Source organism: Falsirhodobacter sp. alg1, from assembly GCF_000739715.2.
In the GTDB taxonomy this organism is placed as follows: domain Bacteria; phylum Pseudomonadota; class Alphaproteobacteria; order Rhodobacterales; family Rhodobacteraceae; genus Falsirhodobacter.
On sequence record NZ_BBJC02000001.1, the window covers coordinates 336806 to 353621 of the forward strand.

Consider the following 16816-nt stretch of genomic DNA (forward strand, 5'->3'; position numbering starts at 1 on the left):
CCGTTTTCGCAGATTGTGCCGGTGTTTCGGATCCCCCATCTGGAGGGCAGCACGAAAGGACAGGCTATGACACTTGAAATGGGGCTGGATACCTTTGGCGATATGACGAACGGGCCCGATGGCCGTCCGTTGAGCCATGCACAGGTGGTGCGGAATGTCGTGGAGCAGGGCGTGGAAGCCGACGCGTCGGGTGTCGATTTCATCGGCATCGGAGAACATCACCGCGCCGATTTCGCCATTTCCGCCCCCGAGGTGGTGCTTGCGGCAATTGCGGCCCGGACGCGGCGCATCCGTCTGGGATCTGCCGTGACGGTCCTGTCGTCGGATGATCCGATCCGCGTATTCCAGCGGTTTTCCACATTGGATGCGATTTCCAGCGGTCGGGCCGAGGTGATTCTGGGGCGTGGCTCCTTCACCGAGAGCTTTCCGTTGTTCGGCTACGATCTGGGGGATTATGAACAGCTGTTCACCGAAAAGCTGGACCTCTTTGCCCGGCTGGCTCGGGAACCGAAGGTCACGTGGAAAGGAACGATCCACCCCGGCCTGAAGGCACAGGAAGTGTTCCCACCAATGGAGCATGGGCCCCTGAAAGCATGGATCGGCGTGGGCGGAAGCCCGGAATCGGTGATCCGTGCCGCGAATTACGAAATGCCCCTGATGCTGGCGATCATCGGTGGGGCTCCGGCGCGCTTTCGTCCCTATGTGGATCTGTATCTTCAGACGTTCGAGGCCCAGGGCAAGACCCCGCCGCCAATCGGCGTCCATTCGCCGGGCCATGTGGCCGCCACGGATCATGAGGCGCGCGAACAGTTTTTTACGGGATACAAGATCCAGCATGATCTGGTGGGGAAAAGCCGGGGCTGGCCACCGCTGTCGCGGCAGGATTTCGACCGTGAATGTGACAGGGGGTCATTGTATGTCGGCAGCCCCGAAACCGTGGCGCAGAAAATCGCACGCACCGCGCGGGCGCTTTCCTTGTCGCGGTTCGACCTGAAGTATTCCGGGGGGCCGGTTCCGCACGGGATCACGATGGAGGGGATACGCCTCTACGGGACCGAGGTCATTCCGCGCGTGCGTGAATTGCTGGTCTAAAACGGGGCGGGGGCTGTGAATGTAATGCTGCGGCCTGTGTCGGGATGGCGCAGGCGCAGCAATTCCGCGTGCAGCATCAGGCGTGTATGCTCCGATGGTTCAGCATAGAGCGGATCCCCCAGAATGGGGTGGCCCATGGCCATCATGTGAACCCGCAACTGGTGGGTGCGGCCCGTGACGGGCATCAGGTTGACCCGCGTTTCCGTATCGCTTCGCCAGGTGACCTGCCAGTCCGTCTGGGACGGGCGGCCGGTTTCATGGTTCACATGTTGGCGGGGGCGGTTCGGCCAGTCCACGATCAGCGGAAGATCGACGGTCCCGCTTTCGCCCGCGACACTACCGTGCAGACGGGCAACATAAAGCTTCTTGGTCAGCCGCTTTTCGAACTGCTGGCTGAGGTTGACCTGTGTTTCCTTGTCACGGGCAAAGACCATCACGCCCGAGGTGTCCAGATCCAGCCGGTGTACCAAGAGGACATCCGGAAACATCACGGCAAGGCGGGCGATCAGGCAGTCTGCCTTATCCTCTCCCCGGCCGGGGACCGACAGCAATCCCGAAGGCTTGTCCACCACAATGATCCGGGCATCTTCATGCAGGATGACCGGCGGATCAATCGGCGGAACATAGACAAAGGTCACTCGGCATCCTTGAAAATGCGGGCCATGATGATCTCCAGCGCATCGGCATCGGCCTGATCGAAGGCCGCTTCGGTATTGCTGTCCAGATCCAGTACGCCCAGCAGACGCCCCGCACCGTTCCAAACCGGCATCACCAGTTCCGAACGGGTGGTGGAGGCGCAGGCGATATGCCCCTCGAACAGTTCCACATCGGGCACGATCTGGGTCTTGCCGGTACGGGCCGCAGCTCCGCAAACGCCACGGGTGAACGGAATGACCAGGCAGCCATGCCCACCCTGATAGGGGCCGATCTTCAACAGGTCCGGTGCCGTGACACGGTAGAACCCGGTCCAGTCGGACAGGGGGTGCGCGTGATGCAATTCACATGCGACCGTTGCCATCAGGGCGACGGCATCGGTTTCCCCGTGGCAGAGGGCATCCAGCGATTTTGAAAGGGCTTCGTAATCCATGACCGCTCAATTCAGGTTGACGTGGAGGGGATAGACCCCGTCGGTGAAGTCGCCGAACAATTCGGCCAGATCGGGATGATCCACGGGTTCGCCCGTATCATCCGGCACAAGGTTGCCCTCGGACACATAGGCCACGTAATAGCTCTGATCGTTTTCCGCCAGCAGGTGATAGAACGGCTGGTCCTTTTCGGGGCGGCTGTCTTCGGGGATCTGGTCATACCATTCCTCGGTGTTCGCGAAAATCGCGTCCACGTCAAAGACGACGCCCCGAAAGGGATGCCGGCGATGGCGCAGCACCTGACCCAGATGGTATTTGGCTTCAGACTTCACGATCATTCCGTACCCTCTCAACGCGCCCCGCATAAAGCGGGCGTGCCGCCGAGTCCACCGCGCCCTGCACAACTCTGGGCGCTCTGCCGCTTTGCCGCAGGCTTTATTGGGCTATGGGCATTTCCTCGGGGGGTGAAATTCCCTAGAATAGGAAAAAATATAACGGACGAGGGGCAAATGAGCAGGTTTCTCCGTGCGTCGATTCTCTTGGTATTGCTGGCCTCCTGTGGCAGCACAAATTTTTCGGCGCCAGGCAATCTTGATAATGCATGTGCTATCATCAACGAACGTCCTGCCTATTGGCGTGCGATGAAAGCTGCGGAAAAACGCTGGGGCGTGCCTGTTCATGTGCAGTTGGCCACGATCCATCAGGAATCCCGCTTTGTCGGCAATGCCCGTACCCCGCACCAATTCGCTCTAGGCATCATTCCGATGGGGCGGCAAAGCTCTGCTTACGGGTATAGCCAGGCGCTTGATGCCACATGGGCAGAGTATCAGCAGGAAACCGGCAAAAGCCGGGCCAAACGCGACCGGATCGAGGACGCCACGGATTTCATGGGGTGGTACATGCACAAGACCACGACATCGCTTGGCATCTCTCCCTATGATACGGCCAACCAGTATCTGGCCTATCACGAGGGACGGGGCGGTTTTGCGCGCAAAAGCTACACGGCCAAGCCATGGCTGATGTCGGTATCGGCAAAGGTTGCTGCGCGCGGTGAACAATATCGCACGCAGCTTGCATCCTGTGGCCGGTAATCAGCGCCCGCGGCGCTGATTTTCCAACGAGATGGAAAAGAGCGAGGCGGGAAGGTTTCCGCCTTTTTCCAGCTCTCCCAAGATGACGGTGGTTTTCGCGCCTGCGTTATCCGTGACGACCCATTGCCGCAGCTCGGTCGGGTTGGCCGTGAACACCATGTCGATCGTGCCGTAATCGGGGTGCGCCGGATCCTGTGCGATGACCCGTGTGGTATTATCCACCTCGGTATGGCCGACAACCATTCTGGCCCGGCTCAGATCCACATTCGCTGCAAGGATTATGCTGAGCGGGGTCCGCGCAAGCGGGTATTGTTCCGCTGCCTGATTGGATTTCGCATCGAATACGGCAACCTGGCTGCCACCGGCCATGACAACGGAATTGTCGGGCTGGGCATATTCGAAGCGGACGCGCCCCGGGCGATGCATCATCATCTTGCCCGTTGAAACCGAACCATCCGGGTTCACTTGCGTGAAATCGGATTGCGCGGTCGTCAGCGAATTCAGATAGCGCGAAATTTCCGAAAGCGGAATCTTCTCGGCGGCCGCTGGCAGCGCAAGAAGGGCGAAGGCGGTGGCCGAAGCCACGAGGGTGCGAAGCGGTGTCATACCCCGATATCTAGGGCAGGGGAGGGGGCCAATCCAGCCCCCCCGTTCATCACTGTTCCGGCAAAAGAATGTCACGTTTTCCCACGTGATTGGCAGGTGTGACGACGCCCTGATCTTCCATCTGCTCTACCAGCTTGGCGGCCTTGTTGTAGCCGACGCCCAATTTGCGCTGGATGTACGACGTGGAGCATTTGCGATCCCGTGCCACGATGGCGACGGCCTGATCATACAGCGAATCCTCGTCACCGGTGCTGCCGAGGCCCAGAACGGCATCGATATCCGAAGCAGCCTCATCATCCGGCCCTTCGACCACGCCCGACATGTAGGTGGGCGGACCAAAGGATTTCAGGTGGTTGACGATTTCCTCGACCTCTTCGTCCGAAACGAAGGGGCCGTGGACGCGGGTGATCTTGGAGCCGCCGGCCATGTACAGCATGTCGCCCATACCCAGAAGCTGTTCGGCACCCTGTTCGCCCAGAATTGTGCGGCTATCGATCTTGGAGGTTACCGAGAAGCTGATCCGTGTGGGGAAGTTCGCCTTGATGGTGCCGGTGATGACATCCACCGAAGGGCGCTGCGTAGCCATGATCAGGTGGATGCCCGATGCCCGTGCCATCTGTGCCAGACGCTGGATGCAGGCCTCGATCTCCTTGCCGGCCACCATCATCAGATCCGCCATCTCGTCGACGATGACGACGATATAGGGAATGGTGACGGGCTGGAACTCCTCGGTCTCGAACACGGGTTCGCCCGTATCGTCATCGAAACCGGTCTGGATCGTGCGCTTGAACATCTCGTTCTTGTCCAGCGCCTCGCGGACCCGACCGTTGTAGCCGTCGATATTGCGGACGCCCATCTTGGACATCTTGCGATAGCGCTCCTCCATCTCGCCCACGACCCATTTCAGCGCGACAACCGCCTTTTTCGGGTCGGTCACCACCGGAGAGAGCAGATGGGGAATGCCGTCATAGACCGACAGTTCCAGCATCTTGGGGTCGATCATGATCAACCGGCATTCATCCGGTGTCAGGCGATACAGCAGCGACAGGATCATCGTGTTGATCGCGACCGATTTCCCGGAACCCGTTGTCCCCGCGATCAGCAGGTGGGGCATCTTTGCAAGGTTGGCCACGACAGGATCGCCGCCGATGTCCTTGCCCAAGGCCAACGGCAGGCGATGGTTGCCATCGTCGAAATCACGCGAGGCCAGTATCTCGCGCAGGATGACCTTTTCGCGGATGGCGTTCGGCAGCTCGATCCCGATTACTGTCCGGCCCGGTACGGTTGAAACACGCGCCGACAGGGCGGACATCGAACGCGCGATATCATCCGCAAGGCCGATCACGCGGCTGGCCTTCAGACCCGGCGCGGGTTCCAGTTCGTACATGGTGACAACGGGGCCGGGGCGGACGCTGACGATCTCCCCTTTGACGCCGTAGTCGTCCAGAACCGATTCAAGCATCCGCGCATTTTCTTCCAGCACCTCGACCGACAGCGGGCTGCGCTGGATCGTGTCGGGATTGGCCAGAAGAGAAAGCGGCGGAAGTTCGTAGGCGACGGCCTTTTCCTCGACGCGCACGCCCTGCGGGGCGGGCCGTGATGGGGCAGCAGGCTTGTTTGCAGCTACCTTCGGGGCAGGGGAGGGGGGGCTGACGCGGGCGGGGGCCGGGTCGAACTGTTCTTCGGGCCAGTTATCGTCGGCCTGATTCTGTCCTTCATCGATCTGCTCGGCCCAGTATTCATCCTCGGCGGCATAGGTTTGCAGATCGTCATCCCACTCATCCTCGGCAATGCGTTCGGCGGCGGTCGTGGCCGGCTCGTCCTGTGCTGCCCCCAAACGGGGGATCATTGCCGCGCGGCCCATCACCGGCGGTTCGGGCGGCAGATCGACAGGGCCACGGCGCGTGTTTGCCACCAGCGGGGCGGGGCCGCGTGCGCGGCCTGCCACCGGGGGCTCCCGGCGTTGAACAGCCGCTGTCACCGGAGAAACGGCGCTGGTCGATTGCCGCGCCCTCGTGCGGATCACATCCGAAATCCGGGCCTTGATCCGGTCTTCGGTGGGGGCATCCTCAAAATCTTCTTCGGGCTGGGGATCGGGTTCGACCACACGGCGCATCATCTGCGCCCCGCGTGCGAACAGGCCAAGCGGAGGGGTGTCCTCGGCGGGGCGCGGATCGGCACGCAATGCCCGTGGCTGGGTCGCCTTCAACGCATCCGGACGGCCCCATGCGGCATCGTGGCGCGCAGCTGCCGCCCGTGCGGCATCCCCCACCGAAATGCGGGTGCGCGGCTCGGGCAAGGAAACCTCAGGCTCGGCACGGGGGGCGATCCGGGCGGTTAGGCTGCGCATGGCACCGCCCAGGGCGGCAAAGCGCGATGGTGCCGGGCCGGAGGTTTCATCCTCTTCCAGCACCTCGTCGTCCCACTGCTCCTGTCGTTGCAAGGCGCGTTCCTTGCGGCGTTCCTGCATGGAGGATGCAACCTGCGCCGCCCCCGATGCCGAACGCCCCAGCAGGGACAGCACGGTCGTATAGGCAAGGATCAGCCCCACAAGCAGGAAGCGGGCAATGGCGCGGACCTCTGCCATGGCAAAACCGGTCACGAACAGGAAAACGGCCATCAGGGCAAAGCCCATCACGATCGACATCAGCTTCAGACCGACAGCGGCGGGAAGCGGCAGAATGCCCAGCAGGGCCGCCAGTACGGTATCGCCGAACAGCCCCCCGAGGCCGAAGGTTTCCTGCCAGCTGGCATCGGGGGCATGGGTTGCCGCAAAGACCGAGGCAACGGCCACGCAAAGCACGGCAAACACCGTGCGGCCAATCGCCCGTTCGGCCCCGCGGTGCAGGACGAACCGCCCGCCCCAGACTGCCAGTACCGCCGGAATGGCCCAGGCACCCTTGCCCACCACCACGATCAGGGTAGAGGCGATGGCGGCCCCGAAGGATCCCAGGGTGTTCTGGATCGGCTGATCGCTTTCGACCATCCATCCCTTGTCATGCGGGGAATAGCTTCCCAGCATCAGCACGAACAGAAAGGCCAGAAAAACCAGCCCTACGCCCAAAAGCTCGCGGCCCCGCTTTTCCAGCATCGCCTGCGTTGTTTCGTCCAGAAGCGGGTCACGCTGTCTTGCGTTATAGGACGCCATTCTCAATCCCTTCCGTAAAGACAGCTGTGCAGGGTGGTCAGGCCCCGCTCGGTATCATCATGATCGGCCACCAGTGCCACGCGAATGAAGCCCGCGCCGGGATTGATGCCATCGACCTCCCGCGCCAGATAGGCACCGGGCAAAACGCGCAGCCCGGTTTCGGTCCAGAGTTTCAGCGTTGCCGCTTCCCCGTCGGGGACAGGCAGCCACAGAAAGAAACCACCCTCGGGGCAGCGGTATCCCGCGACGTCGGCAAAGATGCGATCGGCCAGATCGAATTTCGCCTGATACAGCGCGCGGGATGCCTCGACGTGGGCCTCATCGTTCCATGCGGCAACGGAAACGGCCTGAATGGGCAGCGGCAGGGGGGCGCCTGCAAAGGCGCGCAGCTTGCGGATCTGGCGGATACCTTCCGGGCCGCCGGCCACAAACCCCGACCGAAGCCCCGGCAGGTTGGAACGTTTGGAAAGGGAGTGGAACACGAACACCCGCTCGGGGTCGGTGCCTGTGCTGTTCGCGACATCCAATGCGCCGGGAGGGGGCGTGTCGCGCCAGATCTCGGAATAGCACTCGTCCGAGAAGATCCGGAAATCATGTTTCTCGGCCAAGGCCATCAGGCGGGCCAGATACTCACGCGAGGCGATGGCCCCCTGCGGATTTCCGGGCGAGCAGATGTAGGCAATCGTCACACGGTCCAGCACTTCGGGCGGCAGTGCCTCATAATCAGGCAGAAATCCGGTTTCGGCAGTTGCAGGCACATAGACAGGCTCGGCCCCGAGGGCGAGGGCGGCCATCGCATAGACCTGATAGAAGGGATTCGGCATCAGGATCACCGGACGCGCCCCGTTCCGGGTTTCGGGCGACAGGGCAAGGGCGGCATTGAACAGCCCTTCCCGTGTGCCGTTCAACGTCATGATTCGGTTCGGCCCCACGGCAACGTTGTAACGACGCCCGATCCAACCGGATATGGCCTCCAGCAGTTCGGGGGTGCCATCATTTGCGGGGTATTTCCCGAAACCACCCAGATTTTGTGCGATGACCTGGCCCACGAAAGAGGGCATCGGGTGCTTCGGCTCTCCGATGGACATATGCATGACCTCACCGCCCGCCGGATGATCTGCCAGCAGGGCGCGAAGACGTGGGAACGCGTATTCGGGTAGGTCCGAAAACCTTTCGGGAAATTGCATCGACTGCCTCGTGTTCGGGGTCTATTGCCCCTTTTTTGGACAGGATAACGGCTTCGGCGCTGCGGGTCCAGAAATTACCCTGTAATCGGCGAACCTTGTTCGATCATGCGCGGACAAGATCCTCCATCGCGGTACCGATGCGCAGCAGGCGCTCTTCCTGCATCGGGGCGCACATCAGGCTGAAACCGCAGGACGGGACGGATGTCGGAAGTGTCAGGGCACATCCCCCCAGCATATTCCCGATGCGGGTATTCCGCAGGGCCAGCAGGTTTTCGGTCACATAATACTCATCATCCTGCATCAGCCGGTCCGCATTCGGTGGCAGTATGGGAGAGGTAGGCAGGACAACCGCATCAAATCCGGCGATCCGCTGCTGCCATTCGGCACGGATATCGGCCAATCTGCGGGTGTGGGCGATGTAATCCGCAGCCGTCACGTCACGCCCCGCCTCGAAACGTTCACGGATACGGGAGAACATGCGGTCGGGATGGGCGGTAATCAGGTCACGCCAGATCGCATAGCCCTCGGCGGTAAACAGGGGGCCGGAAAAGGCCAGAGCCTCCCGCAACGGATCAAATTCCAGCGCGGTGATCTGGGCCCCTGCCGCACCCAGTTTGATAATGGCACGTTCAAAGGATTTGGCAGGTTCGGGCCGCAGATCCTCGGTGCCGACGGTATCCAAGACCGCAATGCGCAGACCGGCAATGCCGACATCGGCCAGATCGGTGGGTCGGGTTCCCTCCATTGCGGCCAGCAGCATCGCGCAATCCTCGACCGAGCGGGCAAGCGGCCCGATCGTATCCAGCGTCTCGCACAGGGGGACGACGCCCTTTCCGCTAAGACGGCCATGAGTGGTCTTCAGGCCGACCAGATCGTTCCATCCTGCCGGGTTCCGTACAGACCCGCCGGTATCCGTGCCGATTGCCGCAGGGGCCAGGCCATAAGCCACCGAGGCCGCCGCCCCCGAGGATGACCCCCCGGCCACAGCATCGGGATCATGCACATTCGGCGGGGTTGCGGTGACGGGGTTCAGGCCAAGGCCGGAAAAGGCCAGCTCGCTCATATGAGTTTTGCCAAGGCACACCAGCCCGCCCATCGTGGCAGTGGCCAGAACGGCGGCATCGGTATCGGGTGTGCGCCCTTTCAGCAGGGCGCTTCCTGCCTCGGTGGCGGTGCCTGCCGTGTCGAACAGATCCTTCCAGCTGATCGGAACCCCGTCCAGCGGGCCGTGCCGGCGGCTGTCCTTGGCGCGAGTGGCGGCTGCCAGTGCCTCGTCCCGGGCGCGTTCGGGAGTCATGCGGGCATAGATGCGATCCGCGTATTCATGGGCTTGGGCGGCCTCCAGAAACGCTTCGGTCAGTTCGACCGCATTGATCTTGCCGCTTTGGATGCCACGACCAAGATCCGTGGCCGTTTGGGTGCGCCAATCCATATGCAGTCTCCAACTTTCCGTCAAAACACGCTTCACTTCGGGGCAGGCTAGCATAGATGATGGACATTCCCATACCCCAACCCGAAGATCCCGCCATGAAACAAATGACCGATATCGTGATCGTAGGGGGTGGCCTGAACGGGCCGTCGCTGGCGCTGGGGCTGGCGCAGGCCGGATTCGATGTAATGCTGGTGGATGCACGCCCCGCACCGGCGCGGGCGGAACGCGGGTTCGACGGGCGGGCCTATTCGCTGGCGATCGCCTCGCGGCGGTTGTTGCAGGCGATAGGGGTATGGCGCCATGTGGCAGAGCGGGCGGAACCGATCCTACGCATACGGGCAGGCGATGGCCGCGTGGGGCATGGCGCTTCACCCTTCGTGCTGGGGTTCGATCATGCCGAGATCGAAGAGGGGCCGATGGGGTTCATGCTGGAGGACCGGTTCCTCTATGCCGCCCTGCGATCCGAAATGGCCAATGAGCCGCGGATCGATCTGCGCAGCGGCGAAACCGTGACGGATCAGGGAACGGGCTGGGTCCGGCTCGGGTCGGGAGAGCGGGTCACGGCGCGGTTGGTCGTGGGCTGCGACGGGCGTAGCAGCGAAACCGCGCGGCTGGCCGGTATCCGGCGGAACGAATGGGATTACAGACAGACGGCTCTTGTAACGGCCGTGCATCATGAACGTCCGCATGGGGGGACGGCGCATCAGGTCTTCATGCCCTCGGGGCCGATGGCGATCCTGCCGCTGCTGGGGGGGCATATGTCCTCGATCGTCTGGAGCGAGGAGCGGAATGCGGCGACAGCCATCTCTGCATTGGACAACGACGGGTTTCTGGCCGCGCTGCGCCCGAGGTTCGGGGATTTTCTGGGCGAGATCGCCTTGGCAGGGGACAGGTTCACCTATCCGCTGTCCCTTAGTCTGGCAGAGCGGTTTGTGGCGCCGCGCGTGGCCCTGGTGGGCGATTCCGCGCATGGCGTACACCCGCTGGCAGGTCAGGGGCTGAACCTTGGCCTGCGCGATGTGGGGGCCTTGGTCGATGTTCTGGTCGATGCATCCCGCCGGGGTGAGGATATCGGCGCTCTGGATGTCTTGCAGCGGTATCAGGATTGGCGCCGGGGTGAGGTCACGACAATGGCGCTTGGCATGGATGCAATGAACCGGCTGTTTTCGAACGACAATCCGGTTCTGCGTTTGGGGCGTGACCTAGGGCTGGGGGCGGTCAATGCCCTGCCCGGATTGCGTCGCCGCCTGATCCGCCAGGCGGCAGGGCTGTCGGGCAGGATGCCGACACTGCTGCGCTGAAGCGGCGTCAGTCCAGTTCGCGTGCCTCAGCCACCAGCATCACGGGAATACCATCCCGGATCGGAAAGGCGAGGTTGGCCGATTTCGACACCAGCTCTTGCCGTTCGGGATCATAGGTCAGAAGCGATTTGGTGACGGGGCAGACCAGCGCCTCCAGCATCCGGCGATCGAGTACGGTTCCGCTCATTGCATCATATCTCCGTCAAGGCCGCCGCGCAGGGCGAATTGGATCAGGGTCACCAGTGTTTCGCGTCTGGTTACCAGCGAAGGGGCCTCCAGCAAAGCCTGTTTGTCCTCGGGCGGGAAAGGGCAAAGCATCGAGAGAGAGTTGATCAGCAACTCCTCTTCAGCATCCTTCAGGCTGCTCCAGTCGGTCGATAGCTCCAGAGCCTCAAAATACCGGGTCAGCGAGGCCATGAAGGCCTCTCGGTCAAAACCGGTATCCTCTTCGGGACCCTGCAGATCACGCCCGAAGCTGGACCAATCCACATAAGCCCGCAAATAGGGGGCATCATCGCCTGCATCACGCCGCATGCGGAATCGGGAAATTCCGGTCAGGGTGATCATGTAGCGACCATCCTCGGTTTCGGAAAATCCGGTCAGACGGCCCGCGCAGCCGATCGCATGCAGCTTCAGATCCTCCGATCCCGGAATCTCCCGGGGCTGGATCATGCCCAACAGACGGTCCGGGGTGGCCATGACATCTTCCAGCATCTGCAGATAACGCGGCTCGAAGATATGCAGGGGCATCTTTGCCCTTGGCAACAGCAAGGCGCCGGGCAAAGGGAAAAGCGGAATCGTTTCGGGAAGGTTGGCGGCTTTGATCATACCGCCAAACCTAGTCCGTTCCCGGTGCGGGGAAACCCGTCATAGAAAGATCATGGAAGACAGGCGACGACGGCCTTTCAGGACGATCGGATCCTGCGGTTTCAAGGCGTCGAAAATAGTGAACAACTGGGCACGTGCCGCCCCGTCGTTCCATTCACGATCCCTGCGGAAAAGTTCCAGAAGCTCGTTCACGGCGTCCTCGACCTTGCCCGAGGCATGAAGTGCCGAGGCCAGATCGAAGCGGGCCTGATGGTTGTCGGGATCTGCCTCGACCGCCGCACGCAGTTCCGCCTCGGGGCCGGCTGCTGCAGCCTGGCGCGCAAGTGCGATCTGGGCACGGACAGCTTCTGCTTCCTTGGTGCCGGCAATCTTTTCGGGGGCCGAGTTCAGCAGGGTCTCGGCTTGATCCAGATCATCCGTTGCGATCTGGCAACGCACCAGTCCGGCAAAGGCAGCGGCGTTTTCAGGCTCTTCTTCCAGAATGGCGGCGAAGGTTTCAGCGGCATCTGCCACAGCACCTTCGGCAAGCATCTGGTCGGCTGCCTCAAGGGCCTCACCCAGCCCGCCATCGCCTGCCAGTGCGGCCAGCTTGTCAACAAATGCCTTGATCTCGGATTGGGGCAATGCCCCCTGGAATGCGTCAACCGGTTGACCGCGGAAGAAGGCATAGACTGTCGGGACGGATTGCACACGCAGCTGTGCCGCGATCTGCTGGTTCTGGTCCACGTCGACCTTTACCATCTTCACTTTGCCCTTGGCAGCGACCACGGCAGCCTCAAGCGCGGGCATCAGGGTTTTGCAGGGGCCGCACCATGGGGCCCAGAAATCCACGATAACCGGAACTTCCTGACTGGCCTCGACCACATCGGCCATGAAGGTGGCCTCGGTCGTGTCCTTGATCAGGTCGTTTGTAGGTGCTGCCGCTGTGGTATTGCCAAGCCCGAACATAGAAGCCTCCGTAATGGGTTGGCCCCTATATGCGTGTGCGCGGGCCGAACGCCAAGGGGATCACAGGTCAAAGGTGGCAAAAACAGGAACATGGTCCGACGGTTGGGTCCATCCGCGAACCTCGCGCAGGATGCGGCTGGAATGGGTGGCGCTGGCGATATCCGGCGTGGCCCAGATATGGTCCAGCCTGCGCCCCTTGTCGGCCGCATCCCAATCTGCCGCGCGATAGGACCACCAGCTATAGAGCTTGCCTTCGGGAATATCCTTGCGCGTCACATCCACCCAGGCACCGGCATCCTGTGCCTGCGCCAGATGCTCCACCTCGATGGGGGTATGGCTGACGATCTTCAGCAGCTTCTTGTGCGACCAGACGTCATCTTCCTGCGGTGCGATGTTCAGATCGCCCACCAGAATGGATTTCCGGGGCTTTGCCTCATGCGCCCAATCGCGCATTTCGGTAAGATAATCCAGCTTCTGGCCGAATTTCTCGTTCACTTCGCGGTCGGGAAGATCGCCGCCAGCCGGGACATAGCAGTTATGGATCGTTACGCCGTTTTCCAGCGTGGCCGAAACGTGGCGCGCATGACCCAGAGAGGCAAAATCCCGATCCCCTGCATCGGTCAGGGGCAGGCGCGACAGGATCGCAACGCCGTTGTATCCTTTCTGCCCCCGCGCGACCATCCAGTGATAGCCCAAGGCCTTGAACATCTCGGTCGGGATTTTATCGACCGGGCTTTTGCATTCCTGCAGGCACAGCACATCGGGCAACTGTTCGGTCATCAGGCGGGCAACCAGACTTTCGCGCAGGCGAACCGAGTTGATGTTCCATGTCGCAAGGGTAAAGGCCATCGGAGGTCTCCGCAGAAAGGGTTTTCCGCCATTAGCCATAAAAAGAGGCCGGGCAAAAGCCCGGCCCAAGGTCCAACAGGGAGGTGCCGTGCCATAACCCCGACACGACAAGGGGAACTGTTGATGCCTGACGATTGCATCTCATGGTTAACATAAGGTGCAAGAAACGCACTTAAAGGGTGGAATCAAGCAACAAGCCGATATCCGCCACTTTCCGTGACCAAAAGGCGCGCATTGGAGGGATCCGGCTCGATTTTCTGCCGCAAACGATAGATGTGGGTTTCCAGCGTGTGCGTGGTTACGCCCGCATTATAGCCCCACACCTCATGAAGCAGCACGTCTCGCGCGACCACACCCTGCGTTGCCCGGTACAGGAACTTGAGGATGTTCGTTTCCTTTTCCGTCAGGCGGATTTTCTTGTCCTTGTCATCCACCAGCAGCTTTTGCGCGGGGCGGAAAGAATACGGGCCAAGCTGGAAAATGGCATCTTCGGATTGTTCATGCGTCCGCAATTGCGCACGCAGGCGGGCCAGAAGAACCGGAAACTTGAACGGTTTGGTCACATAATCATTCGCGCCGGAATCGAGGCCCAGAATCGTATCCGCATCCGTGTCATGCCCTGTCAGCATCAGGATCGGGGATTTCACGCCGGCCTTGCGCATCCGGCGGCACAATTCACGCCCATCCGTATCGGGCAGGCCGACATCGAGGATGATCAGATCGTAATGGCCGCTCTTTGCCTTTTCCATGCCGTCCGTGCCGGTACCGGCCTCGAACACGTCGAAATCTTCGGTCATGACCAGCTGCTCGCTGAGCGCCTCACGCAAATCGTCGTCGTCGTCTACCAGTAGAATCTTTTTCAGGGCGGCCATTTTAAGCTTCTCCAAACATCACGGTTTGTGTCTGAAACCCAAATTGGGCCGAACGCCACCTGTAGCAATAATTACAACAGCCGGATCACGGCGACGTGTCGGTTAACAGGGGTATGTTTCAATTTGTGGTGTCAGTGGTTATCTCGATCAGGGACAATGGGGGGATATGTGATGCTGTCGCTTACGCTTACCGAACGGCTTGCCCGCGGCCGCAGTGATCTGCGGCTTGGATTGCCGGTTGTGCTGGTGGAGGGCGGCCTGCATCTGGCGGTGGCCGTCGAAACCCTGACGCCGGAGCGGCTGGAGGATATGCGTGCCTTGGGGCCGCTGATTCTGGGCCTGACAGCACGGCGGGCCGAGACCCTGCGGATGAGTGTTTATGATCATGACGTCGCGCGTGTGCGGGTGCCGGATGGCGCCGGTCTGCGCTGGCTGCGGGGTGTAGCCGATCCGGCGGGGGATCTGGCCCATCCGATGAAGGGGCCGTTCGCCATGCTGCGGGAGGGGTCTGCCGATGCCTGCCGGGCTGCGGTCGGTCTGGTCAAGACGGCGCAGCTGCTGCCTGCGGTGCTGATGGTTGCGGTTCCTGCGGCCGATCCTGCGTTGACACTGCTGCCCGCCACCGATGTGATGGCGGAAATTGCCCGCGCCCATGTTCTGGCGCCCGTGGTTTCGGCGCGGCTGCCGATGTCCGCCTCCGAGGCGGGGCGTGTGCATATTTTCCGCCCCGAAGATGACACGGCAGAGCATTATGCCATCGAGATCGGCCGTCCGGACCGGAATGCGCCGGTGCTGGCGCGCCTGCATTCGGCCTGTTTTACCGGTGACGTGCTGGGCAGCCTGAAATGTGATTGTGGCCCCCAGTTGCGGGCGGCACTGGCAACAATGGGTGCAGAAGGGGCGGGCATCCTGCTGTACCTGAATCAGGAGGGGCGTGGCATTGGCCTTGCCAACAAGATGCGGGCGTATGCACTGCAGGATCAGGGGTTCGATACCGTCGAGGCCAATCACCGGCTGGGGTTCGAGGATGACGAGCGGGATTTCCGATTGGGGGCGGGCATTCTGCGCCAGATGGGGTTCGGGGCGGTGCGCCTGATGACCAACAACCCCGCCAAGATCCGGATGATGGAGGCGCAGGGCGTACGGGTGGCTGAGCGGGTGCCGCTACGCGTGGGCCAGACGGCACAGAATGAGGGTTATCTGGCCACGAAGGCCGCAAAATCGGGGCATCTTCTATGATCCGCGTCACTTCTCGTGGTGTTCTGGCTTATGGTCGCCGCCTGCCCTGCACGATCGGACGTTCCGGAATTACCGATACCAAGCAGGAAGGGGACGGGGCCACGCCACGTGGCACGCACCGGATTGTCGGAATGCTGTATCGGCCGGATCGGGTAAAGGGTGTGCCGCATTGGGCGCAGCCGATCGGTCCGCGTGATTTGTGGTCGGATGATTCCCTGGATCCGGCATATAACGGGCCGGTGCAGGTGCCGCATGGATACAGCCACGAGGTGCTGCGCCGTGCCGACCCCATGTACAATCTGGTATTGGTACTGGACTGGAACATGCCGGCTGTGGCCGGGCGCGGGTCGGCCATTTTCATGCACACCTGGCGCAGACGTTGTGCGCCGACCGCTGGCTGCGTGGCCATGGCCGAGGCGGATTTGCGCTGGCTGGCCGATCGGGTGGATTATGGAACCGAGGTCTTGGTGCCGTAATCCCTTTCGCCAAAGATGGCGCTGCCCACGCGAACATGGGTTGCGCCATGGGCGATGGCCGTTTCGAAATCCCCGCTCATCCCCATTGAAAGAGAGGGCAGGCCATTCCGCTCGGCAATCTGGGCCAAATGGGCGAAATGCGGGGCCGGATCTTCGCCATCGGGTGGAATGCACATGGCGCCGATCAGCGGCAGGTCCAGCGCGCGGGCGGTGGCGATAAAGCTATCGGCATCCTGTGGTAGAATTCCGGCCTTTTGCGGCTCGGCGCCGGTGTTCACCTGCACGAAAAGATCCGGACAGCGGCCAAGATCCTGTGCCAGCCTTGCGAGACGCTGTGCGAGGGATGGACGATCCAACGTATGGATTGCGTCAAACAGCTCCATCGCCGGTTTGGCCTTGTTGGTTTGCAGCGGGCCGATCATATGCACGGAAACCGGGCCGAACTTATCGCGGAAGGCGGGCCATTTGCCTTGGGCCTCCTGCACATAGTTTTCCCCGAACAGGCGATGGCCCGCGGATAGAACCTCTGCCACGCGCGCGTCAGGTTGAACCTTGGACACGGCGATCAGCTGGACGGACCCTGCCGTGCGGCCTGATGCGGTTTCAGCGGTGCGGATGCGGTGAAGAATGTCATCATAACCCATGGGCTGATGATAAATCCT

18 protein-coding genes are annotated in these 16816 nt (G+C 61.7%); 5 read left to right on the plus strand and 13 right to left on the minus strand.

The genetic code is table 11. The features are described from left to right. Nucleotides 1-66 precede the first annotated feature (66 nt). Nucleotides 67-1092, plus strand: coding sequence for an LLM class flavin-dependent oxidoreductase (locus TR36_RS01565; protein ID WP_045388128.1), 1026 nt, complete (start codon nt 67-69; stop codon nt 1090-1092). Here the strand turns inward: TR36_RS01565 and TR36_RS01570 are convergent. From TR36_RS01570 to hspQ, 3 genes are read right to left on the minus strand one after another with little or no spacing between them, the layout of a single operon-like run. Continuing rightward, complete coding sequence (locus TR36_RS01570) at nt 1089-1730, minus strand: pseudouridine synthase (RefSeq protein WP_045388125.1); 642 nt, start codon at nt 1728-1730, stop codon at nt 1089-1091. The two genes, TR36_RS01565 and TR36_RS01570, sit on opposite strands and share 4 nt — an antisense overlap. Next, complete coding sequence (locus TR36_RS01575) at nt 1727-2179, minus strand: GAF domain-containing protein (protein ID WP_045388122.1); 453 nt, start codon at nt 2177-2179, stop codon at nt 1727-1729. The genes TR36_RS01570 and TR36_RS01575 overlap by 4 nt, the downstream gene beginning before the upstream one ends. A gap of 6 nt (nt 2180-2185) precedes the next feature. Further along, entirely contained in the window at nt 2186-2515 is a 330-nt protein-coding gene (gene hspQ, locus TR36_RS01580) for a heat shock protein HspQ (protein ID WP_370553255.1), read from the minus strand. 171 nt (nt 2516-2686) lie between these two features. Between hspQ and TR36_RS01585 the strand changes: the two genes are divergently transcribed. Continuing rightward, nucleotides 2687-3268 carry a transglycosylase SLT domain-containing protein gene (locus tag TR36_RS01585; RefSeq protein ID WP_062762213.1) on the plus strand — a complete coding sequence of 194 codons (582 nt, stop codon included), beginning with the start codon at nt 2687-2689 and terminating at the stop codon, nt 3266-3268. Here TR36_RS01585 and TR36_RS01590 read toward each other — a convergent pair whose 3' ends face one another. From TR36_RS01590 to TR36_RS01605, 4 genes are all read right to left on the minus strand, one after another. Next, complete coding sequence (locus tag TR36_RS01590; RefSeq protein ID WP_045388116.1) at nt 3269-3874, minus strand: outer membrane lipoprotein carrier protein LolA; 606 nt, start codon at nt 3872-3874, stop codon at nt 3269-3271. It abuts the gene before it with no gap. A gap of 49 nt (nt 3875-3923) precedes the next feature. Further along, nucleotides 3924-7022 (minus strand): DNA translocase FtsK, encoded by a 3099-nt coding sequence (locus tag TR36_RS01595; RefSeq protein ID WP_062762215.1) that lies wholly within the window; start codon nt 7020-7022, stop codon nt 3924-3926. A gap of 2 nt (nt 7023-7024) precedes the next feature. Next, entirely contained in the window at nt 7025-8209 is a 1185-nt protein-coding gene (locus TR36_RS01600; RefSeq protein ID WP_045388113.1) for an aminotransferase class I/II-fold pyridoxal phosphate-dependent enzyme, read from the minus strand. A gap of 103 nt (nt 8210-8312) precedes the next feature. Further along, a complete protein-coding gene (locus TR36_RS01605; RefSeq protein WP_062762218.1) occupies nt 8313-9641 on the minus strand; it encodes an amidase in 1329 nt (442 codons plus the stop codon). 95 nt (nt 9642-9736) lie between these two features. On the opposite strand from TR36_RS01605, the gene TR36_RS01610 reads away from it, so the two are divergent. Further along, on the plus strand, nt 9737-10942 hold the full coding sequence (locus TR36_RS01610; RefSeq protein WP_062762448.1) for a UbiH/UbiF/VisC/COQ6 family ubiquinone biosynthesis hydroxylase: 1206 nt from the start codon (nt 9737-9739) through the stop codon (nt 10940-10942). Between the two features lie 7 nt (nt 10943-10949). Here the strand turns inward: TR36_RS01610 and TR36_RS01615 are convergent, their stop codons facing one another. From TR36_RS01615 to TR36_RS01635, 5 genes are all read right to left on the minus strand, one after another. Continuing rightward, nucleotides 10950-11129, minus strand: a complete 180-nt coding sequence (locus TR36_RS01615; protein WP_045388110.1) for a Trm112 family protein — start codon at nt 11127-11129, stop codon at nt 10950-10952. Then, nucleotides 11126-11770, minus strand: a complete 645-nt coding sequence (locus tag TR36_RS01620; RefSeq protein ID WP_062762220.1) for an LON peptidase substrate-binding domain-containing protein — start codon at nt 11768-11770, stop codon at nt 11126-11128. The genes TR36_RS01615 and TR36_RS01620 overlap by 4 nt, the downstream gene beginning before the upstream one ends. A gap of 39 nt (nt 11771-11809) precedes the next feature. Continuing rightward, nucleotides 11810-12718, minus strand: a complete 909-nt coding sequence (trxA, locus tag TR36_RS01625) for a thioredoxin (RefSeq protein ID WP_045388104.1) — start codon at nt 12716-12718, stop codon at nt 11810-11812. A gap of 60 nt (nt 12719-12778) precedes the next feature. Beyond that, nucleotides 12779-13567, minus strand: coding sequence for an exodeoxyribonuclease III (locus tag TR36_RS01630; RefSeq protein ID WP_045388101.1), 789 nt, complete (start codon nt 13565-13567; stop codon nt 12779-12781). 185 nt (nt 13568-13752) lie between these two features. Beyond that, nucleotides 13753-14439 carry a response regulator transcription factor gene (locus tag TR36_RS01635; RefSeq protein WP_045388098.1) on the minus strand — a complete coding sequence of 229 codons (687 nt, stop codon included), beginning with the start codon at nt 14437-14439 and terminating at the stop codon, nt 13753-13755. A 168-nt stretch (nt 14440-14607) separates the two neighbouring features. On the opposite strand from TR36_RS01635, the gene ribA reads away from it, so the two are divergent. After that, nucleotides 14608-15678: a GTP cyclohydrolase II gene (gene ribA, locus TR36_RS01640; protein WP_062762450.1), complete on the plus strand. Its 1071-nt coding sequence runs from the start codon at nt 14608-14610 to the stop codon at nt 15676-15678. Next, nucleotides 15675-16154, plus strand: coding sequence for a L,D-transpeptidase (locus TR36_RS01645; protein WP_062762222.1), 480 nt, complete (start codon nt 15675-15677; stop codon nt 16152-16154). Before ribA ends, TR36_RS01645 begins: the two co-directional genes overlap by 4 nt. On the opposite strand, the gene TR36_RS01650 is transcribed toward TR36_RS01645, so the two are convergent. Further along, a complete protein-coding gene (locus TR36_RS01650; protein ID WP_045388092.1) occupies nt 16127-16798 on the minus strand; it encodes a YggS family pyridoxal phosphate-dependent enzyme in 672 nt (223 codons plus the stop codon). The two genes, TR36_RS01645 and TR36_RS01650, sit on opposite strands and share 28 nt — an antisense overlap. Nucleotides 16799-16816: the final 18 nt, after the last annotated feature.